This is a genomic window from Streptomyces sp. NPDC032940, assembly GCF_040636935.1.
Taxonomy (GTDB): domain Bacteria; phylum Actinomycetota; class Actinomycetes; order Streptomycetales; family Streptomycetaceae; genus Streptomyces.
In genome coordinates this window covers 418756-440556 of sequence record NZ_JBEZVJ010000002.1, presented here as the reverse complement: position 1 = coordinate 440556, position 21801 = coordinate 418756, and the positions used below count along the sequence as shown (strand labels likewise).

Sequence of the window (21801 nt, the reverse complement as noted above, 5' to 3'; positions counted from 1 at the left end):
CCACCATGACCACCGACACCACCACCAAGGACACCACCCCGGGCGCCCCCGCCCCCGGCACCCCCGTCCTCGACGCACGCGGCGTCACCATGCGCTTCGGCGGCCTGACCGCCGTCCGCGGCGTCGACCTCACCGTCAACAGCGGCGAGATCGTCGGTCTCATCGGCCCCAACGGCGCCGGCAAGACCACCTTCTTCAACTGTCTGACCGGCCTGTACATCCCGACCGAGGGCGAGGTCCGCTACAAGGACAAGGTCCTGCCGCCCAAGTCCTTCAAGGTCACCGCCGCCGGCATCGCCCGCACCTTCCAGAACATCCGGCTGTTCTCCAACATGACGGTCCTGGAGAATGTCCTCGTGGGCCGCCACACCCGCACCAAGGAAGGCTTCTGGTCGGCCGTCCTGCGCGGCCCCGGCTTCCACAAGGCGGAGGCCAAGTCCCGCGAACGCGCCCTGGAGCTGCTGGAGTTCGTCGGCCTCGCCGACAAGGCCGAGCACCTCGCCCGCAACCTCCCCTACGGCGAGCAGCGCAAGCTGGAGATCGCCCGCGCCCTCGCCAGCGAACCGGGCCTGCTGCTCCTGGACGAGCCCACGGCCGGCATGAACCCCCAGGAGACCCGGGCCACCGAGGAACTCGTCTTCGCCATCCGCGACAAGGGCATCGCCGTCCTCGTCATCGAGCACGACATGCGCTTCATCTTCAACCTGTGCGACCGCGTCGCCGTCCTCGTCCAGGGCGAGAAGCTCGTCGAGGGCGACAGCGCCACCGTCCAGGGCGACGAACGCGTCGTCGCCGCCTACCTCGGCGAGCCCCTCGAGAACGACCCCGGCGCGGCGGAAGCCGCCGAGGTGGAGGCCGCCGAGGAGGCCGCGCAGGCCGACACCACCACGGACACCTCGGCCGGCAAGGAGAACGACCGATGACCGCACTGCTCGAGGTCGAGGACCTCCGCGTCGCCTACGGCAAGATCGAGGCCGTCAAGGGCATCTCGTTCAAGGTCGACGCGGGCGAGGTGGTCACCCTCATCGGCACCAACGGCGCCGGCAAGACCACCACCCTGCGCACCCTGTCCGGGCTCCTCAAGCCGGTCGGCGGCCAGATCAAGTTCGGCGGCAAGTCCCTCAAGAAGGTCCCCGCCCACCAGATCGTCTCCCTCGGGCTCGCCCACTCCCCCGAGGGCCGGCACATCTTCCCCCGCATGTCGATCGAGGACAACCTCCGCCTCGGCGCGTTCCTCCGCGACGACAAGCCGGGCATCGAGAAGGACATCCAGCGCGCCTACGACCTGTTCCCGATCCTCGGCGAACGGCGCAAGCAGGCCGCGGGCACCCTCTCCGGCGGTGAGCAGCAGATGCTCGCCATGGGGCGCGCCCTCATGTCCCAGCCGAAGCTGCTCATGCTGGACGAGCCCTCCATGGGTCTGTCCCCGATCATGATGCAGAAGATCATGTCGACCATCGCCGAGCTGAAGGCCCAGGGCACCACCATCCTGCTCGTCGAGCAGAACGCCCAGGCCGCGCTGTCCCTGGCGGACCACGGCCACGTCATGGAGGTCGGCAACATCGTCCTGTCCGGCACCGGCCAGGACCTCCTCCACGACGAGTCGGTCCGCAAGGCGTACCTCGGCGAGGACTGAGCCGGCACCGCACGACCCGAGAAGACCGCCACCGCATCGAGGTGGCGGTCTTCCCGCATCCGCGAACGTCACCGCCTCGACGAACTCCCGGACAGCGTCCCGGACCTCCCGGCTCTCGGCACCGGCCTCGTCCGGCACCCTGCCGGGACTCCCGCCCCCGGGGCCACTACGGCATGTGCCCTTCCTCGAGCACCTCTTCGGCCTCCTCCAGCGCCTCGGCCGCCGCCTTGCGCAGCTCACCCTCGAGCGTCGCGGCGGCGGATCGCAGGAAGTCGGCCACCTCGCCGGAGGAGTCGGCGAGCTGGGGGATCAGATAGCAGACCTCGCGGAAGTACTCGGCGTCCGACCCGTCCGCGTGCCCCAGCAGCTGGGGCAACGCCGCGAGGATCTCGCTCCTGCAGTACTCCGTGACGTCGACGGACCCGTCCTCCAGCCCGGCGCGCACACCGGCGTTCCGGGCGTTCAGGATCGACTCGAGGAGGCTGACCGCCTGCGGCGTGAGCGGCGTGCCCGAGCGGGCCAGGCGCGTCAGCGCGTCGACGCAGGGCGCGGCGGCGCTGTACAGATGCCCCTGGTTGGCGACCTCGCAGTACAGCAGCCGGCCGGCGCGGGACCGCTCGTCGGCGTCCGGCCCGACGAGGCGCTCGAGCTGCGCCGGAAGCTCGGCCGCCGGAACGCTCAGGCTCTCCAGGGAATCCCAGTCCCAGGTCCGCGAAAAGATCACTGCAGGTCACTCTCCCACGTCGTTCCCGGTGCGAACTGCTCACGCAGCGTGCGGCCTTCGCACCGCACACACACCGCTTCCGGCACCCGTTTCAGAGGCCTCAGAGGCACGCTGTAGATGATATCTTCCGGCTTCGCACCCTTACGGACGAGTTCGTCGCGGACCAGATCCTCCGCACAGAAGTCACCGGCCCCGGTCTTCTTCAGGCCCACCGCGACCTCGCCGGTACGCACATCGACACCAGCCGACCCCATGGCGTACTCCCGGATCTTGCTCCGGGACATCGTCTCGTGCATCTCGTCCAGCTTGTCGGAGAGCGCCTGGTTGGCCTTCTGCGACGCCTCGTCGTAGTTGAGCCGCCGAGGATACGGCGAGAGCCCGAGCGGGTCCCCGGCGCTGTACGGGTTGTCGACGTACGTCACCGGGTTCGGCGCCGGATCGATCCCCAGCGGATCGGGGGCCGTGTACCGCCCGGTCTCCGGGTCGTAGTGACGGAAGAGGTTGTAGTGCAGCCCTGTCTCGGGGTCGTAGTACTGACCCGGGAAACGCAGCGGGGTGTAGGCCGTGCTGGACCGCGCCCAGGCGGTGGTGCCCCACAGCGTGCTGCGGGTGCGCCAGACGATCTCGCCGGACTCGTCGATCAGTTCGGTCGGGGAGCCGATCAGATCGGTGGCGATGGCGAAGAAGCGCCGGTCGACCTCCTCCTGCCGGGCGTCCGGCGTCAGGATGCGTTCCGTCTGGGCGATGGGCACGAGTCCGCGGTGGTCCCAGGTGAGGACGACCGGGTTCGGCAGGTCCTCGGCGACCGTGGTCTGTTCGCACAGGGTCATGCCGTCCCAGCTGAACCGGACCTCCTCGGCCACCGTTCCACCGTCGGCCGCCAGCCGCTGTTTGGCGGTGCGCCGGCCCAGCGGGTCGTAGCGGTAGCGCCACCGCGTACCGTCCGGGGTGGTCACCGCGGCGAGGCGGTCCTCGGCGTCCCACTCGTAGCGCCAGGTGTCGGGCCTGCGCGACAGACGGGTCTTCTGACGGAGCACGACCCGGCCGAGGGCGTCGTGCTCGAAACGGACGTTGCCGGCCCGGGCGATCGTCGTGCCCGAGTAGGCGCGTGGGCCGGTGGCCTCGTGACCCGGGTGCGAGGAGGGCCAGGACGCCTCGGTCTGGTTGCCGGACGCGTCATAGGCGTACCGCTCGGTCCAGCCCCGCGCATGTACGGCCGTGACCCTGCCGAGCGGGTCGAGGTCGAAGGTACGGGTGCCCGACAGCCGGTCCTCGACCGAGGTGAGATGACCGTCGGCGCGATAGGCGTAGACCCGGCTGTTGAGGACGCGGTCACCGGTCGTGAGGTGCTGGGCCGCCAGCCGCCCGGCCTCGTCCCAGGCCGAGGAGAGGGAGAGGAAGCCCCCGAAGACACGCTCCAGTTCCCGCCCGGCCGCGTCGTGGGCGAACGAGATCTCCTGCGCCCCGGCCCTCACCCGCTCCGGACGCCCGGCGGCGTCATAGGCGTACGTGGTGACCTGGCCGCTCGGCGTGACCCGGCGCACCCGCCGGCCGGCGGCGTCGTAGGAGAGGTCCACGGCCCTGCCGTCGACGAGTTCCGTCTTCAGCAGGCCACGCCGGTCGTAGCGGCGGACCAGCTCGCCGTCCGGACCCGACGCCTGGACCAGGCGCCCGGCACGGTCGTGAAGGTAGGAGCAGACCCGTCCCCCGGCGTCCTTACGGACCATCCGCCCGCATTCGTCGTACGCGTACGCGATGGTGCCGCCGACGTGGTCGGCGCGGGTGACGAGCTGCCCCGCGGCGTCCAGACCGTAGGCGACCGTGCGTCCGTCGAAGTCCGTCTCGGACACCAGCCGCCCGGCGGCGTCGTACTCATAACTCCAGGTCAGCCCCTGCGGTGCGGTCACCCGGGTCAGGCGCAGCGCGGCGTCGTGCGCGAACTCGTAGCGGGCGCCGTCCGGTCCGGTGCGCGCCGCGAGCAGGTCGAAATGGGTGTACTCGAACCGGGACACACCGCCGGCCGGATCGGTCCGGGACAGGCAGTTGCCCTCGCCGTCGTACGTCCACGACTCGCTGGAACCATCCGGTCCGGTGCGGGACGCGAGCAGACCGTCGGGAGTCCACGAGAGGCGGGTGACGCCGCCGGCCGGGTCCGTGACCCGCACCTCCCGGCCGAACGCGTCCCGTTCGATCCGAGTGACACCACCGGCCGGATCGGTGATCTCCACAGGGCGCCCGGCGGCGTCGCACCGCACGGTCGTCGTGGCACCCAGCGGGTCGGTGACGGAGACCAGACGGCCCGCCTCGTCGTGGACGAGGCGTGTGGTGTTCCCGGCCGGGTCGGTGACAGCGGTCCGGTTGCCCCGCTCGTCGAACTCCTGCGTCCACCGCGCCCCGTCCGGCCCGCGAAGCTCCGTCGGCAGACCCAACGCCCCGCGCACAGCCCGCAGTTCACCACCGTCGGGCTGCGTCACAGTCACCGGCCGGCCGGCATCGTCGTACGCGAAGGCGGTCGTCCGGCCGAGCGGATCCGTACGGGACGACAGGTTGCCGCGGGCGTCGTAGGCGTGGCGGGTGGTGTTCCCCAGCGGATCGGTGGTGGCGATCACCCGGCAACGGCCGTCGATGCGCTGCCGCGTCACCGCACCGTCCGCGGTGGTCAACGTCGTCGTGCGGTGACCGGTCTCCGGGTCCGGTTCCGTGTACGTCAGCGTGATCTTGACGTGCCCCGCCTCGCCGCCCTCGGCGACCACACGGTCACGGTCGTCGTACGTGTAGTCGTACCGGCTCCCGTTGGAGTCGATCCAGGCGGTGACGCGACGGCGCTCGTCGTAGACGAACCTGGTCGTGGCCCCGGACGGCTTGGTGACCTCGGTCAGGTTGCCGTCCTCGTAGCCGTACGACATCAGAGGGTGCACCGTGCCGTCCTGCCCCACCAGGGACAGCCCCGTGATCCGGCCGTCCGCGCACGTCACCCGCACCTCGTGCCCCGCCGAGTGGACCAGCGCCAGCGGCAGACCGCCCTCGGAGCGGTCGATGTCGACGGAGTGACCGTTGCGTTCGGTGATGCGGGACAGCCAGCAGGTGGCGTCACCGCCCGGCTCCGTACCCGCCGGGGCGGGGAAGCGGCGCACCACGCCGCTCTCGGGATCGGTGACCGTGTAGTCGCCGCCGGTGTCCCGCGCCAGCACCGTCCGCGCCGTGCCCGACTGCGGGCGGGTCGGCGCACCGGGCACGGGGTGGGGGTACGTGATCAGCAGGCCGTCGGCCGTCACGTGGACGACGCCCACCGGGTCGACCAGCAGGCGCTCGTCGACCGTGGAGGACCACGACAGGCCCAGGAACCTGCCCGACGTCAGCCCCGACTCCGTACGCCGCGTGAACGCCAGCGGCAGGATGCCCGGGATCACGACGTCCGTCTGCGGCAGGAACATCCGCCCCGACGCCAGGTCCACCGGGTCCGTGTCGTCCGTGACACGCTCACCGTCGACACGGTTGTGCGTCCCGTCCGGCGCGTCGTCCACCAGCCGCCGCAGCCGCGCCGCGTCCGCCGCCTCCTCGGCGACCCGCACGCCCTTGACCGCCGCACCGCCACCCCCGGTCGCCGCCGTCAACGCGAGATCCGGGATCAGCCGGCCGAACCCCTCCGCCGGGTCCTTCATGAAGTCGGTGACCATCTGCTTGCCCGTACCGACCGGGTCGTTGGCCGCCACCACCAGCCCCGCCGCCAGACTGTTCAGCGACGTCGCGTACTCCGCCGGATGCGTGATGTTGTACGGATCCGTCGGATTGACGCTGCGGACGAAGTTCACGATCCCCGCGGTGCCCTTGATGATCCCGCCGCCGACGTGATCACCGATGATCTGCGCCTCCTGCAGACCACCGGCGAGCTGATCCGCGTACGACGGCTTCTCCGGCGCCTTGTCACGCGCCGCACGCACCGCGCTGCGCGCCGTCTCCGCGGCGGTGTTGCGCTGCTTGCGCGCCTCCGCCAGCAGGTCCTGCGCCTCCTGCATCAGCTTCTTGCCGGGATCCTCGAAGGTCTGCGCCGGACGCGGCGGCAGCGTCGACGGGTCCCGCTTGTCCGCATCCTGCGCGTTGTACCGCTCGACGGCCTTGTTGTAGTCGTCGACCTTCTTGCGGTGGGCGTCCGCCGCCTCCTCGGATGCCTTGGTGCCCTCCTTCCACTTGTCGATCGCGGTCTGCGCCTGCCCCTGCGCCCACTCCACCGTGCCCGCGAACGCCTCCAGCGCGCCGGCCGCCTCCTCGCACGCGTCGGCGCCCTTGAACCACTTCGGCGGCTGGTTCCCCACCACCTTCCGCAGCGTCTCGGCCGCCTTGCCCTTCAACTCCGCGGAATCCAGCCCCTTCAGACCGTCACCCACGCTGTCGAACGACGACTGGAACCCCCGCAGCCGCTCAGCGGTCGACCGGATCTTCGACGCACTGCCGTAGATCAGCTTCGTCTTGTCCTCGGTCTGCCCGAGATCCATCTCGTCGACCTCGGCACCCATCCGGTTCGCCACCGAACGGGACTGCTCCCGCACCCAGTCCGCACCGGACTCCCAACCGACGTCCTCCAGCCGGTCCGCCGTCCAGTTACCGGCGTCCTCGACCCGGTTGCCGACCCACTCGACACCGTCCTCGACGGCGTTCTCCACCGAGTCCGGAGTGATGTCACTGATGAAACCGCCGATACCCACGCTCAGCTCCCCCCGGACTCACCCTGCTGCGCCTGCTGCTGCGCCCGCTCCTCCGGCGACGGACCGAACGCGTCGTCCAGGGCCTGGTCGAACTGCTCGTCCGAGATCCCGAGCGCCCGGTTCATCAGGTCCGCCCGGAGCCCGCCCTCGCCCTCGGTCAGCACCGTGCGGCCGGTGTCCTTCCAGGTCTGCGAGATGTCCTGCCCCGCCTGCTGGAACGACTCCGGACTCCAGTCCGGATCCAGATAGTCCGGCGTGAACACATCGCCCCAGCCCTGCTGGGTGATCTCCTCCTCCGACGCGTGCGGATTACCGCCCATCACCGAGTTCACCCCGATCTTCAGCGCGCCCTCGACATACTGGTCGTGCTCCCACTGCGTGCCCGCCGCCAGGCCCAGCCGGTTGGCGATCTCGCTCGCGTCGTGGACCAGGGCCCGCACACCCCACTCCCAGCGCTCGCAGAAATCCTCGAAGTCCGTCGACAGACCGTGGTGCCCGGCCTCCATGCCGGTCATCGCCAGCTCGGAGAAGCCCTTGCCCATCACCGAGCCCGTGGTGTCACCGATCTCACCGAGCTGGTCGATCGTGCCGCCAAGACCCTTGGTGAACTTCGCGACCGCCGCCTTGTCGAACTGCAGGTCGGGACCGTCCCCGCTCACGCCCGCACCCCCTCACCCGCGTCCACGGCCACCCCGTCCGGCACGATGCCCACGACCGGCGGGAAGAACATCGACCCGTCCTCCGTCGCGATGTCCACCGCCAGCCCCGCCGGCTCACCCAGCGACGGCACGACCTCGTCGACGATGCGGGCACCCAACAGCACGGCGTACTCCACGGGCCGGCCACCCGGCGCGTGCAGCAGGGCGAACCGCGCCAGCGCGGCCTCGTCGGTGAACGCGCACACCCACCGCACCCCACCCGAACGCACACTCCACAGACCGCCGTCGGCCAGCGGAACCAGCAACGTCGCTCTCCGCATCTCGCCCACCAGCGCCCGCGGATCACCGACCCCCGCCCGCCGCTCGGCGATACGCCCGGCGAGCACCGTCCCTGCCTGCTCCACGGCTCCTCCCCCGTTCCCCGGCGCCTGGCGGCACCCTAGAACAGGACGCCACCCGACGGACGGACGGTTCTGTGGAGGGACCGTGCGGACAACACGACGAGGCCCGCGCCCCCTGCCGCACAGGGAACACGGGCCACTCGAGCGTGCTCGGGCGTCAGCCCTTGGCCGCCTTCTTCTCCTCGGCGTCCTGGATGACCGCCTCGGCCACCTGCTGCATCGACATCCGCCGGTCCATCGACGTCTTCTGGATCCACCGGAACGCCGCCGGCTCCGTCAGCCCGTACTGCGTCTGCAGCACCGACTTCGCCCTGTCCACCAGCTTCCGCGTCTCCAGCCGCTGCGAGAGGTCCGCGACCTCCTTCTCCAGCTCCTTCAGCTCCGTGAACCGCGAGACGGCCATCTCGATCGCCGGAACGACGTCGCTCTTGCTGAACGGCTTCACCAGATACGCCATCGCCCCGGCGTCCCGCGCCCGCTCCACGAGGTCGCGCTGCGAGAACGCCGTCAGCATCAGCACCGGCGCGATGCTCTCCTCGGCGATCTTCTCGGCCGCGGAGATGCCGTCCAGCTTGGGCATCTTCACATCGAGGATCACGAGATCGGGCCGGTGCTCCCGGGCCAGCTCCACGGCCTGCTCCCCGTCACCGGCCTCACCGACGACGGAGTACCCCTCCTCCTCCAGCATCTCTTTGAGATCCAGCCGGATGAGCGCCTCGTCCTCGGCGATGACGACACGGGTCGTCAGCGGAGGCACGTGCGACTTGTCGTCTTCGGGCACGTCAGCGGGCTGGGGCGACTCGGGGGCGGTCACGTGGGGCTCCTCGTTCGGGGCAGGGATACTGCTGACAAGAGCCTACCTAGCTGCGGTATGGTGGACAGGCAGCGGGTCGGATGAAATCTTCGATTCGCAGGAGCTCCGGTAGTCCAATCGGTAGAGACGATACCCTCAAAAGGTATTCAGTGTGGGTTCGAATCCCACCCGGGGCACTTTTCCTCACTTTCAAAGGTCGCATTTCGAAGCGGATGTCCACGTTCCCGTGAACATCCGCTTTTCGCTGCTCACAACCACGGTCAGCGACGCAGAGTGGCCTCATGTACGACGTCAGCACACGCAAGCGAGCATTGGCATTGGTGGCACAAGGGCGCAGCCTCAACTCGGTGAGCCGAGAAACGGACATTTCACGCTCTGCAATCCGCTCCTGGCAGGATCGCCTGGCGCCCTTGCCCCGCATCGCACCCCAAGACCCGGGGCCGCCTGCCGATAACGAGGCGTACGCCTACCTCCTGGGTCTCTATCTCGGAGACGGATGCATCAGCGCCCACCCACGCAGTGGCTATTACCTCAGGATCGCATGTGCGGACGCATGGCCGGGATTGATCCAGGAGTGCGCGGATGCCATCGTCAAGGTGCGCCCCGCCGTCCGCGTGTACCACGCCCAGAAGCAGGGATGCGTGGCCGTGACCAGCTACTCCCAGCACTGGCCGACCATTTTTCCCCAGCACGGCCCAGGCAGGAAGCACGAGCGCGAGATCGCCCTGGCGCCCTGGCAACAGGCGATCGTCGACGCTCACCCCTGGGAGTTCATCCGTGGGCTGATCCATTCCGACGGCTGTCGCATCACCAACTGGACGACCCGGCTGGTCGGTGGTGAACGCAAGCGCTACGAATACCCTCGGTACTTCTTCACCAACACGTCGACCGACATCATCCGGCTCCTCACCGCCGCCCTCGACCGGGTGGGCGTCGAGTGGAAGACGCTCAACCAGAACCGCGCCGCCGTGACGATCTCCGTCGCCCGCAAAGCCTCCGTCGCCCTCATGGACGCCCACATCGGGCCCAAGTACTGACACGCCTTACCGGGGACTGTCGTCCTCGCCGATGTGGTGGACGCGGACGAGGTTGGTGGTGCCCGAGACCCCGGGCGGGGAGCCGGCCGTGATGATCACCACGTCGCCCTTCCGGCAGCGGCCGTACTCCGTGAGGAGTTCGTCGACCTGGTCGACCATCGCGTCCGTGGAGTCCACGTGCGGGCCCAGGAAGGTCTCCACGCCCCAGGTCAGGTTGAGCTGGGAGCGGGTCGCCGGTTCCGGGGTGAAGGCGAGGAGCGGGATGGGTGAGCGGTAGCGGGAGAGGCGGCGGGCGGTGTCGCCCGACTGGGTGAAGGCGACCAGGTACTTCGCGCCGAGGAAGTCGCCGATCTCCGCGGCCGCGCGGGCGACGGCGCCGCCCTGGGTGCGGGGCTTGTTGCGGTCGGTCAGCGGCGGCAGGCCCTTGGCGAGGATGTCCTCCTCAGCCGCCTCGACGATGCGGGCCATGGTGCGCACGGTGTCGGTCGCGTGCTTGCCGACGCTGGTCTCGCCGGAGAGCATCACGGCGTCCGTGCCGTCGATGACGGCGTTGGCGACGTCGGAGGCCTCGGCGCGGGTCGGGCGGGCGTTGTCGATCATGGAGTCGAGCATCTGTGTGGCGACGATGACCGGCTTGGCGTTGCGCTTCGCCAGCTTGATCGCGCGCTTCTGGACGATCGGCACCTGCTCGAGGGGCATCTCGACGCCGAGGTCGCCCCGGGCGACCATGATGCCGTCGAAGGCGGCGACGATGTCCTCGATGTTCTCGACGGCCTGGGGCTTCTCGACCTTGGCGATGACGGGGAGGCGGCGGCCCTCCTCGTCCATGATGCGGTGGACGTCGAGGATGTCGCGGCCGCTGCGGACGAAGGAGAGGGCGACGACGTCGAAGCCGGCGTGCAGGGCCCAGCGCAGGTCGTCCTCGTCCTTCTTGGAGAGGGCGGGGACGGAGACGGCGACGCCTGGGAGGTTGAGGCCCTTGTGGTCGGAGACCATGCCGCCCTCGACGACGGTGGTGCGTACGCGGGGGCCGTCGACGTCGGTGACCTCGAGGCAGACCTTGCCGTCGTCGACGAGGATGCGTTCGCCGGGGGTGACGTCGTCGGCGAGGCCGGCGTAGGTGGTGCCGCAGGTGTGGCGGTCGCCGGCGACGCCTTCCTCGACGGTGATGGTGAAGGCGTCCCCGCGTTCAAGGAGTACGGGGCCTTCGGCGAAGTGGCCGAGCCGGATCTTCGGGCCCTGAAGGTCGGCGAGGGTGCCGACGCTGTGGCCGGTCTCGTCGGAGGCCTTGCGGACCCGGTGGTAGCGCTCTTCGTGCTCGGCGTGGGTGCCGTGACTGAAATTGAAGCGGGCGACGTCCATTCCTGCGTCGACCAGGCTCTTGATCTGGTCGTACGAATCGGTGGCGGGCCCAAGTGTGCAGACGATCTTTGCTCGGCGCATGGGTCGAGCCTATGACCTACCGCCGGGTAGGGAATTGGCCACACATGACGACTCAACAACCTCTGAGTAAAGGGTCATTGACAAGTGTTGAATTGTGCAGGGGCTCGCTCCGATGAGCGTGAAATCCGCTTCTCACTCTTGACATGAGCCCTGCTCACGACGGAATCTACGCGCGTTGTTGATGATGTGTCGGGTCACCGAGGAGAACCAGCCATGCCGTTGAACCGCCGGAAGTTCCTGAGCAGGTCCGCCGTGACGGGGGCGGGGGTGGCGCTGGCCGGCGCGGTGGCGGCTCCGGCGGCCGAGGCGTCGCCCTCCGCGCACCGGGGCCACAAGAAGCCGAAGCGGTACGCGCTGACGGTGCTCGGCACGACCGACCTGCACGGGCACGTCTTCAACTGGGACTACTTCAAGGACGCGGAGTACACGGACGCCGCGGGCAACGCCCAGGGCCTGGCCCGGATCTCGACACTGGTGAACCGGATCCGCGAGGAGCGGGGCCGGGACAACACGCTGCTGCTGGACGCGGGCGACACCATCCAGGGCACGCCGCTGACGTACTACTACGCGAAGGTGGACCCGATCACCGCCAAGGGCGGCCCGGTGCACCCGATGGCGCAGGCGATGAACGCGATCGGCTATGACGCGGTGGCGCTCGGCAACCACGAGTTCAACTACGGCATCGAGACGCTGCGCAAGTTCGAGGAGCAGTGCGACTTCCCGCTGCTGGGCGCGAACGCGGTGGACGCCAAGACGCTGAAGCCGGCCTTCCCGCCGTACTTCATGAAGACGTTCCGGGTGAAGGGCGCGCCGCCGGTGAAGGTGGCGGTGCTGGGGCTGACCAACCCGGGGATCGCGATCTGGGACAAGGCGTACGTGCAGGGGAAGCTGGCGTTCCCGGGTCTGGAGGAGCAGGCGGCGAAGTGGGTGCCGAAGCTGCGGTCGATGGGCGCGGACGTGGTGGTCGTCTCGGCGCACTCCGGCTCCTCGGGTACGTCCTCGTACGGTGATCAGGTGCCGTACGTGGAGAACGCGGCGGCGAATGTGGCGCGGCAGGTGCCGGGCATCGACGCGATCCTCGTGGGCCACGCGCACGTGGAGATCCCGGAGCTGAAGGTCGTCAACGAGAAGACGGGGAAGACGGTCGTGCTGTCGGAGCCGCTGTGCTTCGCCGAGCGGCTGACCGTGTTCGACGTCGATCTGTTCTTCGAGCGGGGCCGGTGGCACGTCGAGTCGGTGCGGGCGTCGCTGCGTGACTCCGGCACGGTGGAGGACGATCCGCGGATCGGCAGGCTGCTGGCGGACGAGCACGCGAAGGTCGTGGCGTACGTCAACCAGGTCGTCGGGACGGCCACGGAGACGCTGACGACGGTGGAGGCGCGGTACAAGGACGCGCCGATCATCGATCTGATCACCAAGGTGCAGGAGGACGTCGTCCGCCAGGCGCTGGCGGGCACGGAGTACGCGTCGCTGCCGGTGCTGGCGCAGGCGTCGCCGTTCTCGCGGACCTCGGAGATCCCGGCCGGCGACGTGACGATCCGGGACCTGTCGAGTCTGTACGTGTACGACAACACGCTGGTGGCGAAGCTGATGACGGGGGCGCAGCTGCGGGCGTACCTGGAGTTCTCGGCGGAGTACTTCGTGCAGACGGCGGCGGGTGCGCCGGTGGACGTGGAGAAGCTGACGAACGCGAACGGCCGCCCGGACTACAACTACGACTACGTGTCGGGGCTGACGTACGAGATCGACATCGCGCAGGCGGCCGGTTCGCGGATCAGGAACCTGGCCTACCAGGGTGCTCCGCTGGACGACGCGCGGCAGTTCGTGCTGGCGGTGAACAACTACCGGGCCAACGGCGGCGGCGCGTTCCCGCACGTGGCGTCGGCGAAGGAGCTGTGGTCGGAGTCGACGGAGATCCGTACGCGGATCGCCGAGTGGGTGACGGCGAAGGGTGTGCTGGACCCGAAGGACTTCGCGTCGGTGGACTGGTCGTTGACGCGGGACGGCACGCCGGTGTTCTGATGCGCTGAGGGTGTGCGCGGCCTCAGATCCCGTCCGCCAGTGGGGTGAGTTCCCGGTACTGGCGTGCGGTCGGGATCTGGGGCCGTCGTGTGTGCAGGCCGAAGGTGGTGAATGCGGTCCTGGCCGGCAGGGGGTAGGGCTCCTGGCCGGTGAGGTCGTTGAGGATGGTGGCGCTGCGCCAGGCGGCGAGGCCGAGGTCGGGTGCGCCGACGCCGTGGGTGTGGGTCTCGGCGTTCTGGACGTAGACGCGGCCGGTGACGCGGGGGTCGAGGACGAGGCGGAAGCGTTCGTCGATGCGGGGGCGTTCGCGGTTGTCGCGGCGCATGTAGGGGTCGAGGCCGGCGAGGATGCGGTCGAGGGGGCGTTCGCGGTAGCCGGTGGCGAGGACCACGGCGCCGGTGGTGAGGCGGGAGCGGGTGTTCTGCCGGGTGTGTTCCAGGTGGAGTTCGATCCGGCCGGCGGCGAGGCGGCCGGCGGTGCGGACGCGGACGCCGGGGGTGAGGACGGTGTCGGGCCAGCCGCCGTCGAGGGTGCGGCGGTAGAGCTCGTCGTGGATGTCGGCGCTGGTGTCGGCGTCGATGCCTTTGTGGAGCTGCCACTGGGCGGCGACGAGCCGGTCGCGGACGGCTTCGGGCAGGCTGTGGAAGTAGCGGGTGTGGTCGGGGGTGAAGTGCTCCAGGCCGAGCTTGGAGTACTCCATGGGGGCGAAGGCCTCGGTGCGGCCGAGCCAGTGGAGGCGTTCGCGGCCGGCGGGACGGTGGCGGAGCAGGTCGAGGAAGATCTCCGCGCCGGACTGGCCGGTGCCGATGACGGTGATGTGTTCGGCGGCGAGGAGTGTGTCGCGGTGGGCCAGGTAGTCGGCGGAGTGGACGACGGGTACGCCGGGGGCGTCGACGAGGGGCCGCAGCGGGTCGGGGACGTGGGGTTCGGTGCCGATGCCGAGGACGATGTTGCGGGTGTGGGTGCGGCCGAGGGCCTCGGCTTCTCCGTCGGTGTCGAGTCGGGTGTGGTCGACCTCGAAGAGCCGGCGTTCGGGGTTCCAGCGCACGGCGTCGACCTGGTGGTGGAAGCGGAGGGCGGGGAGGTGTTCGGCGACCCAGCGGCAGTAGGCGTCGTACTCGGCTCGCTGGATGTGGAAACGCTCGGTGAAGTAGAAGGGGAAGAGGCGTTCGCGGGCGCGTAGGTGGTTGAGGAAGGTCCAGGGGCTGGCGGGATCGACCAGGGTGACGAGGTCGGCGAGGAAGGGGACCTGGATGCGGGTGCCGTCGATGAGCTGGCCGGGGTGCCAGTGGAAGGCGGGGCGCTGGTCGTAGAAGACGGCGTCCAGTGCGGTGAGGGGGTCGGCGAGGGCGGCGAGGGAGAGGTTGAAGGGGCCGATGCCGATGCCGACGAGGTCGCGGGGGGTGTCGGGGGTGTTCATCGCGGGGGGTGTCCTTCCACGGAGAGGGCGCGGGGACGGCGATTACAGGGTGGCCGCGTGGATGTGTCCGCGCCCGGAAAGCCCGGGGATCAGAACCCGAAAGGGGGTACTTCCGTGGAGGTGGGTGTGGCGGTGCGGCCGGCCTCCGCGTGGTCCGGGGGCCGGCCGGGTGCCGGGGGGTCAGCCGGTCTGGCTGTCGCGTACGCGCAGGGCGCGGGCGAGGTCGTCGAGCTGGTCGACGAGCTTGCGGCGCAGGGCGGGGATCGGGTCGGCGTCGGTGAGGCACTCCTGGCCGAGGCGCAGGGTGCCGGCGTCGACGGCGTGCACGGGGAAGGCCCAGCGGCCGGCGGCCTCGGCGATGGCGGGGCCGCGGCGGGCGGCGACGGCGACGGCCTCGGCGTAGTAGCGGGGGACGTAGCCGGCGACGAGGTCGGCCTGTTCGGGCTGCCAGAAGCCGCGGGCGGTGGCGGTGAACAGGTAGTTCGAGAGGTCGTCGGTGGTGAACATGGCCTCCCAGGCGCGGCTCTTGGCCTCGGCGTCGGGCAGTGCGGCGCGGCAGCGGGCGGCGCCTTCCTGGCCGGTGGCACTGGGGTCGCGTTCGAGTTCGGCGGCGATGGCGGGCTCGTCGACGGCGCCGAGGACGGCGAGTCGGGTGAGGATGCGCCAGCGCAGCTCGGGGTCGAGTTCGGGGCCGCCGGGGACGGTGCCGTCGGCGAGCCAGGCGGCGATGGTGTCGGGGTGGGCCGCGGCGTCGATGTAGTGGCGTACGGCGATCAGGCGCAGGCCGGGGTGGTCGCCGTCCTCGGTGCGGCGGATGAGGTCGCGGCACAGGTCGGAGAGGGTGGCGAGGGCGGCGGGGCGCTGCTCGGGGGTGAGGTAGCGGTCGGCGACCTGGGCGGCGGCGAAGGCGAGGACGCCCGAGACGAGGGCGAGGTCGGTCTCGTGCGGGAGGTGGGTGCGGGCGGTGTCGAGGTAGGCGCCGGCGGGGAGGTCGCCGTCGCGGACGGCGTCGCGCAGGGCGTTCCAGACGACGGCGCGGGTGAGGGGGTCGGGGAGGCCGGAGAGGCCCTCGCGCAGGGCCTTGAAGGACTCGGTGTCGAAGCGGATCTTGGCGTAGCTCAGGTCGCCGTCGTTCAGGACGATCAGGGCGGGAAGCTTGCCGATGGGCCGCGGTTCGCTCTGGGGTACGTCGAGGTCGACGCGTTCGCGCAGGGTGAGGCGGCCCTCGTCGGTGAGGTCCCGGTCGTAGAGGCCGACGGCGATGCGGTGGGGGCGGGTGCCGTCGCGGCCGACGGTGAGCGCGCGGTCGCCGTTGTCGCCGGTGAGGTGCGGGGTGAGGGTGTCGACGCCGGTGGTGCGCAGCCAGGCGTCGGCCCAGGCGTGGACGTCGCGTTCGGTGGCGGAGGCGAGGGAGTCGATGAAGTCGGCGAGGGTGGCGTTGGCGAACTTGTGCCGGTCGAAGTGGGTGTTGATGCCGGCGAGGAAGTCCTTCTCGCCGAGCCAGGTGACGAGCTGGCGCAGGGCGGAGGCGCCCTTGGCGTAGGAGATGCCGTCGAAGTTGAGGAGTGCGGAGGCGGTGTCGTCGACGTTCTCGGGGGCGACGGGGTGGGTGGAGGGGCGCTGGTCGGCGTCGTAGCCCCAGGGCTTGCGGGTGACGCCGAAGTCGGTCCAGGTGCCGGTGAAGCGGGTGGCCTCGGCGCAGGTCTGGTAGCCCATGTACTCGGCGAAGGACTCGTTCAGCCAGATGTCGTCCCACCACTTGAGGGTGACGAGGTCGCCGAACCACATGTGGGCCATCTCGTGGGCGATGACCATGGCGCGGGTCTGGCGTTCGGTGTCGGTGACGGCGGAGCGGAAGACGAACTCGTCGCGGAAGGTGACCAGGCCAGGGTTCTCCATGGCGCCCGCGTTGAACTCGGGGACGAACGCCTGGTCGTAGGAGTCGAAGGGGTAGGGCTCCGTGAACTTCTCGTGGTAGCGGTCGAAGCAGGCCCGGGTGACGTCGAGGATCTCGTCGGTGTCGGCGTCGAGGTGGGGGGCGAGCGAGCGGCGGCAGTGGATGCCGAAGGGCAGGCCGCGGTGTTCGGTGCGCACGGAGTGCCAGGGGCCGGCGGCGACGGCGACGAGGTAGGTGGAGATCAGCGGGGTGGTGGCGGCCTTCCAGCGGCCGTCCCCGGTGTGCTCGGTGATGCCGTTGGCGAGGACGGTCCACCCCTCGGGGGCGGTGACGGTGAGGTCGAAGACGGCCTTGAGGTCGGGCTGGTCGAAGGCGGCGAAGACGCGCTGCACGTCGTCCATGAACAGCTGGGTGTAGACGTAGGTCTCGTCGTCGGCGGGGTCGGTGAAGCGGTGCATGCCCTCGCCGGTGCGGGAGTAGCGCATGGCCGCGTCGACGCGGAGTTCGTGCTCGCCGGGGGCGAGGTTCTTCAGCGGCAGGCGGTTCTCGTCCAGGGTGTCCGGGTCGAGGGGCTGTCCGTCGAGGGTGACGCTGCGCAGCTCGGCGGGCTTGACCTCGACGAAGGTGTCCGTGGTGCCCGTCTCGGCGCGGACGGTGAACCGGATGACGGTGCGGGAGTCGAAGGTCTCGTCGCCACGGGTCAGATCGAGGTCGATCGCGTAGTGGTGGACGTCGAGGAGCTGGGCACGGGTCTGCGCTTCGTCGCGCGTCAGTACGGACATGCACGACATGCTGCCTGATGCGGTGGGCGGGGCACAGGGGCGGATCGGTACGCGGGGTTTGTCCGGTCCGCGCCGGGGTGTGTACGGGGCGGGGGTGGGCGCCGGCTGCGAGGCGCCCGGGGGGTGTGGGCCGCGGGTGGGGCGCGTGGCCCGGCGCTGGCGGGGTGCCTCCCCCGGAGGGGGACCCCCAGCGCCCACCCGTGCCGCCGTGGGGGTACCTCCCGGGCCGTTCAGGCACTGGGGGAGGCACGACTGCCCGCAGCTGCCGCGGCGGTCCGACGTCAGTCGGTCCCGTTGTCCGTGTCCTCCGCGATGCGCTCGTGGTGGTGGATGACCTCCGCGATGATGAAGTTGAGGAACTTCTCCGCGAACGCCGGGTCGAGTTTGGCGCTCTCGGCGAGGGCCCGCAGGCGGGCGATCTGCTTGGCCTCGCGGGCGGGGTCGGCGGGCGGCAGCTGGTGGCGGGCCTTGAGGTGGCCGACCTGCTGGGTGCATTTGAAGCGCTCGGCGAGCATGTGGACGACGGCCGCGTCGATGTTGTCGATGCTGTCCCGCAGCCGGGCGAGCTCCTCGCGGACGGCCTGGTCGGCGGCACCGGTACCGGTGTTGCTGGTGGTCATGGCCGATCACCCTACGGGCGGCCCGCCGGGCGCCGCACACCGTCTCATGCCGTGGGCGGCGCGGCGCCCCGGCGCGGCTCGTACAGTGGACGCAGGCTGAGGCGTCTTGGGGGTACGGGCGTGGCGAACGGCGGTCCGGTCGAGCACGGCTACCCGCATCTGGAGACGGTGCGGGCCGCCGTCACGGCACTGTACAAGCGCCTGTCGTACGACACCGTCCAGACCTTCTCGGCCAGTGTGGCCCCGGCGGACGTGGCGTTCTGCGACACGGACGACCTGTATCTGGGGGCGCAGCGGGTGGCGCGCGAGCTGGTGCGTCACTACCGGCTGCCGGACGCCCGGATGATCATCTCCTTCCGGGAGATGACGCATGCCGCCAGTGTCGAGCTGGCGGCGGGTCCGGAGTACTTCGTGGAGCTGAACGACCGGTTCCGCACGCATCGGCGGGACATCGGCGCGGCCCTGGCGCACGAGGTGATGCATGTGTATCTGCATCGTCTGGACCTCTCCTTCCCGGGGACGCGGGACAACGAGATCCTCACGGACACGGCGGCGGCGTATCTGGGCGCGGGGTGGCTGCTGCTGGACGCGTACCGGGAGGACGCGGTGTCGTCGCAGAAGCTGGGGTATCTGACGCCGGAGGAGTTCGGGTATGTGCTCGCCAAGCGGGCGCTGCTGTTCGGGGAGGACCCGGAGGTGTGGTTCACCAGTCCGCAGGCCTGCACGGCGTACGCCAAGGGGATGGCGCGGGCCCGCCGGGACGAGCAGCAGCCGCCGCTGACGGGGGCGGGGTGGGCGGGGCGCCGGCGCTATGCCCGGGACCGGCGGCACGCGCTGGACCCGCATACCGCTCCGGTGACGGACGCCCCGTACGCGTTCCTGCCCGATGCGCGGGGGCCGTTGCGGGTGGCGTTCCCCTGTCCGACGTGCCACCAGCGGATCAGGGTGCCGGTGCGGGGGCGGGTGCGGGCACGGTGCGGGCTGTGTCGGACGGTGCTGGAGTGCGACACGTAGGCGGACGGCGGCGGACGGCGGCTGCTTCAATGCCCGCATGACGGAGACGATCAGGGAGCCCTGGGGGCTCAGTGTTTTCGGTGCGGGCAGTGTGCGGGTGGAACCGCAGCTGGTGCGGGTGCGGTTGGCGGTGGATGTGCTGACGCCGTCGCCGGATCGTTCCTTCGAGGAGGCGGGGGCGGCGGTGGCGCGGCTGCGGGAGGTGCTGCGCCGGCACGGGGTGGCGGACACCGCGGTCTCCGGTTCCCGGCTCCGGCTCAGCTCGGAGTACAGCGGCTACAACGGGGAGCGCACCCTGCTCGGTTACCGCTGCCAGGCGTCGTACACGGTGGAGTCCGAGGCGCTGGACGGCCTTCAGCGGCTGCTCGTGGAGGCGGTCGACGCGGGCGCGCACGGGATCGAGCGGGTGGAGTTCGACGTGCACGACAAGGCGGCGCTGCGCGACGAGGCCCGGCGCCGGGCCGTGGCCGCCGCCCGCCGGAAGGCCGAGGTGTACGCGGAGGCGGCGGACGTGCGGCTGGGTCCGGTGGTGCACATCCAGGACGTGGACGCCGAGTCGGCGGTGCAGCGGTACCGCGGCCACGGCGCCGGGGGCGGCGCCTCGGCCGGTGATCTGGCGCCGGGAACGGTGGAGGTCTCGGCGGCCGTGGTGCTGGGCTATTCGCTCAGGCGCTGAGCCGTACGGACCCCGCCTCTCAGGGGCGGCACAGTGTTTCGATATTTTGTTCGCCGCCGTCCCCACCGGCTCACCGTCCGTCCGTCCCGAGGAGCCGGCCGTGGATTCCGAGTCCACCGTCACGACCTGCTACCGCCATCCCGCGGTGGAGTGTCATGTCCGCTGCACCCGCTGCGAGCGCCGCATCTGCCCCGACTGTATGCACGAGGCGGCGGTGGGCCACCACTGTCCGGAGTGCCTGAAGGAGGGCGCGCGGTCGGTGCGGCAGGCGCGGACGATCGTCGGCGGCCGGGTCTCGGCGACGCCCCTCGTGACGTATGTGCTGATCGGGCTGAACGTCCTCGCGTATCTGGCGGAAGTGGTGCGGCCCGCGATCGTGGACCGGTTCTCCATGGTCGGTGCGCGGCTCGTCGGGCCGGACGGGGGCCACTACGTCTACCAGAGCGTGTTCCCGGAGGGCTTCCGCGCCGAGGGCGTCGTCGCCGGTGAGTGGGAGCGCATGCTCACCGGCGCCTTCCTCCACCTGGAGCCCACCGAGGGCACGTTCGGCGTCCTGCACATCGTGATGAACATGGCCGCGCTGTGGCAGCTGGGCCGGGTGGTGGAACCGATGCTCGGCCGGGTCCGGTACGCCGTCCTGTATCTGCTGTCGGCGCTCGGCGGTTCCGTCCTCGAGCTGCTCCTCGCCGACCCCGCCCAGCCCTCGGTCGGTGCGTCGGGCGCGGTCTTCGGTCTCGGGGCCGCGTACTACGTCCTGGCGCGGCGGCTGGGCGCGGACACGGCGCCCGTCAACCGTTTCATGGCGTTCCTGCTGCTGTGGCTGCTGATCTCGGCGGGGCTCACCTCGTGGCAGGGCCATCTGGGCGGGCTGCTGGCGGGTGCGGTGGTGGCCGTGGGCCTCGCGTACGCGCCCCGGGACGGGCGCCGGACGCTGGTGCAGGCGGGCGCGTGTGCGGGTCTGGTGGTGCTGCTCGCGGTGGCGGCGGCGGTCAAGGTGTCGGAATTGTCAGGCGGAGGTATTCCCCAGTGAAACGTGCCGGTGTGCTGCTCCTCGCGGCCGTCCCCGTGGTCGCCACGGGGGTGTACTTCCTCATGCCGACGGACGGGGCCGACGCCCCGGTGGTTCCGCCCACGGCCACCACCCAGTCCTCCCGCGAGGACGCCAAGGACCGGGCCGAGCAGGAGCGGGAGGCGGACGACGAGCTGATAGCCGACCTGCCGCCGGGGCTCGCGGCCCCGGCGAAGAAGGAGCTGGCCCAGCAGCTGGTGTCCAGCGCCGAGAACTCGACCACGAACTGGCGCAGCGCCTACGGCAGCATCAGCGACCCCGGGCAGGGCGACGGCTACACGGCGGGGATCATCGGTTTCTGCACCGGCACCCACGATCTGCTCACCCTGGTCGAGCACTACACCGAGGACCACCCGGACAACGGCCTGGCGCAGTATCTGCCGGCGCTGCGCGCGGTCGACGGCACGGACTCGCACGAGGGCCTCGACCCCGGCTTCACGGCCGCGTGGGAGGCGGAGGCGAAGCTGCCCGCGTTCCGCAAGGCGCAGGAGGAGGAGCGCGACCGGGTCTACTTCCAGCCGTCGGTGCGGCTGGCCAAGCTGGACGGGCTCGGCACGCTGGGCCAGTTCGTGTACTTCGACGCGATGGTCTTCCACGGCCCCGACAGCGACGCGGACGGCTTCTACAGCCTGCGCGAGCGCGCGATGAGGAAGGCGAAGACGCCGGCCGAGGGCGGCTCCGAGAAGGCGTACCTGGACGCGTTCCTCGACATCCGGCACGAGGCGATGCTGGCCAAGCGGCCGGGCATCGACACCTCCCGCGTGGACACGGCCCAGCGCCGGTTCCTGGCGGCCGGGAACATGGACCTGAAGACGCCACTGGTGTGGGAGATGTACGGCGACACCTACAAGCTGCCCTGAGCACGCGGCAGCCGAGCATGCGAC

The 21801-nt window shown here is 70.6% G+C and carries 17 protein-coding genes and 1 tRNA gene; 9 read left to right on the top strand and 9 right to left on the bottom strand.

Going from position 1 to position 21801, the window contains the following annotated elements:
* Window positions 1-5 precede the first annotated feature (5 nt).
* Together AB0E77_RS04600 and AB0E77_RS04595 are read left to right on the top strand one after the other, a co-directional pair.
* The gene (locus AB0E77_RS04600) at window positions 6-923 is read left to right on the top strand and encodes an ABC transporter ATP-binding protein (RefSeq protein WP_361565427.1); all 918 of its coding nucleotides are present in this window, start codon (window positions 6-8) and stop codon (window positions 921-923) included.
* Window positions 920-1636 carry an ABC transporter ATP-binding protein gene (locus AB0E77_RS04595; RefSeq protein WP_361565424.1) on the top strand — a complete coding sequence of 239 codons (717 nt, stop codon included), beginning with the start codon at window positions 920-922 and terminating at the stop codon, window positions 1634-1636. The genes AB0E77_RS04600 and AB0E77_RS04595 overlap by 4 nt, the downstream gene beginning before the upstream one ends.
* Window positions 1637-1802: 166 nt before the next feature.
* On the opposite strand, the gene AB0E77_RS04590 is transcribed toward AB0E77_RS04595, so the two are convergent.
* The 5 genes from AB0E77_RS04590 to AB0E77_RS04570 all read right to left on the bottom strand — a co-directional run bounded on the left by AB0E77_RS04590 (window position 1803) and on the right by AB0E77_RS04570 (window position 8937).
* Window positions 1803-2360 carry a hypothetical protein gene (locus AB0E77_RS04590; RefSeq protein WP_361565421.1) on the bottom strand — a complete coding sequence of 186 codons (558 nt, stop codon included), beginning with the start codon at window positions 2358-2360 and terminating at the stop codon, window positions 1803-1805.
* Entirely contained in the window at window positions 2357-7063 is a 4707-nt protein-coding gene (locus AB0E77_RS04585) for a putative T7SS-secreted protein (protein WP_361565419.1), read from the bottom strand. The genes AB0E77_RS04590 and AB0E77_RS04585 overlap by 4 nt, the downstream gene beginning before the upstream one ends.
* Window positions 7064-7065: 2 nt before the next feature.
* A complete protein-coding gene (locus AB0E77_RS04580) occupies window positions 7066-7722 on the bottom strand; it encodes a hypothetical protein (RefSeq protein ID WP_361565417.1) in 657 nt (218 codons plus the stop codon).
* On the bottom strand, window positions 7719-8126 hold the full coding sequence (locus AB0E77_RS04575) for a hypothetical protein (protein ID WP_361565415.1): 408 nt from the start codon (window positions 8124-8126) through the stop codon (window positions 7719-7721). The genes AB0E77_RS04580 and AB0E77_RS04575 overlap by 4 nt, the downstream gene beginning before the upstream one ends.
* Before the next feature lie 154 nt (window positions 8127-8280).
* Entirely contained in the window at window positions 8281-8937 is a 657-nt protein-coding gene (locus tag AB0E77_RS04570; RefSeq protein WP_361565412.1) for a response regulator, read from the bottom strand.
* Window positions 8938-9039: 102 nt separating this feature from the next.
* Here AB0E77_RS04570 and AB0E77_RS04565 point away from each other — a divergent pair.
* Together AB0E77_RS04565 and AB0E77_RS04560 are read left to right on the top strand one after the other, a co-directional pair.
* Window positions 9040-9113 (top strand) — tRNA-Leu (locus tag AB0E77_RS04565).
* Window positions 9114-9218: 105 nt separating this feature from the next.
* Window positions 9219-9974 (top strand): helix-turn-helix domain-containing protein, encoded by a 756-nt coding sequence (locus tag AB0E77_RS04560; protein WP_361565409.1) that lies wholly within the window; start codon window positions 9219-9221, stop codon window positions 9972-9974.
* Between the two features lie 6 nt (window positions 9975-9980).
* On the opposite strand, the gene pyk is transcribed toward AB0E77_RS04560, so the two are convergent.
* On the bottom strand, window positions 9981-11417 hold the full coding sequence (pyk, locus tag AB0E77_RS04555) for a pyruvate kinase (RefSeq protein ID WP_361565406.1): 1437 nt from the start codon (window positions 11415-11417) through the stop codon (window positions 9981-9983).
* Window positions 11418-11630: 213 nt separating this feature from the next.
* Here pyk and AB0E77_RS04550 point away from each other — a divergent pair, with 213 nt between their 5' ends.
* On the top strand, window positions 11631-13439 hold the full coding sequence (locus tag AB0E77_RS04550) for a 5'-nucleotidase C-terminal domain-containing protein (RefSeq protein ID WP_361565403.1): 1809 nt from the start codon (window positions 11631-11633) through the stop codon (window positions 13437-13439).
* 22 nt (window positions 13440-13461) lie between these two features.
* Here AB0E77_RS04550 and AB0E77_RS04545 read toward each other — a convergent pair whose 3' ends face one another.
* The 3 genes from AB0E77_RS04545 to AB0E77_RS04535 all read right to left on the bottom strand — a co-directional run bounded on the left by AB0E77_RS04545 (window position 13462) and on the right by AB0E77_RS04535 (window position 18158).
* A complete protein-coding gene (locus AB0E77_RS04545) occupies window positions 13462-14859 on the bottom strand; it encodes a SidA/IucD/PvdA family monooxygenase (protein ID WP_361565400.1) in 1398 nt (465 codons plus the stop codon).
* A 180-nt stretch (window positions 14860-15039) separates the two neighbouring features.
* On the bottom strand, window positions 15040-17538 hold the full coding sequence (gene pepN / locus AB0E77_RS04540) for an aminopeptidase N (protein ID WP_361565398.1): 2499 nt from the start codon (window positions 17536-17538) through the stop codon (window positions 15040-15042).
* 281 nt (window positions 17539-17819) lie between these two features.
* On the bottom strand, window positions 17820-18158 hold the full coding sequence (locus tag AB0E77_RS04535; protein WP_361565395.1) for a chorismate mutase: 339 nt from the start codon (window positions 18156-18158) through the stop codon (window positions 17820-17822).
* A gap of 120 nt (window positions 18159-18278) precedes the next feature.
* On the opposite strand from AB0E77_RS04535, the gene AB0E77_RS04530 reads away from it, so the two are divergent.
* The 4 genes from AB0E77_RS04530 to AB0E77_RS04515 all read left to right on the top strand — a co-directional run bounded on the left by AB0E77_RS04530 (window position 18279) and on the right by AB0E77_RS04515 (window position 21777).
* The gene (locus AB0E77_RS04530; protein ID WP_361565392.1) at window positions 18279-19172 is read left to right on the top strand and encodes a hypothetical protein; all 894 of its coding nucleotides are present in this window, start codon (window positions 18279-18281) and stop codon (window positions 19170-19172) included.
* A 37-nt stretch (window positions 19173-19209) separates the two neighbouring features.
* Window positions 19210-19848, top strand: coding sequence for an SIMPL domain-containing protein (locus AB0E77_RS04525; RefSeq protein ID WP_361565389.1), 639 nt, complete (start codon window positions 19210-19212; stop codon window positions 19846-19848).
* Between the two features lie 100 nt (window positions 19849-19948).
* A complete protein-coding gene (locus AB0E77_RS04520; protein ID WP_361565386.1) occupies window positions 19949-20878 on the top strand; it encodes a rhomboid family intramembrane serine protease in 930 nt (309 codons plus the stop codon).
* Window positions 20875-21777 (top strand): chitosanase, encoded by a 903-nt coding sequence (locus AB0E77_RS04515; RefSeq protein ID WP_361565383.1) that lies wholly within the window; start codon window positions 20875-20877, stop codon window positions 21775-21777. Before AB0E77_RS04520 ends, AB0E77_RS04515 begins: the two co-directional genes overlap by 4 nt.
* Window positions 21778-21801: the final 24 nt, after the last annotated feature.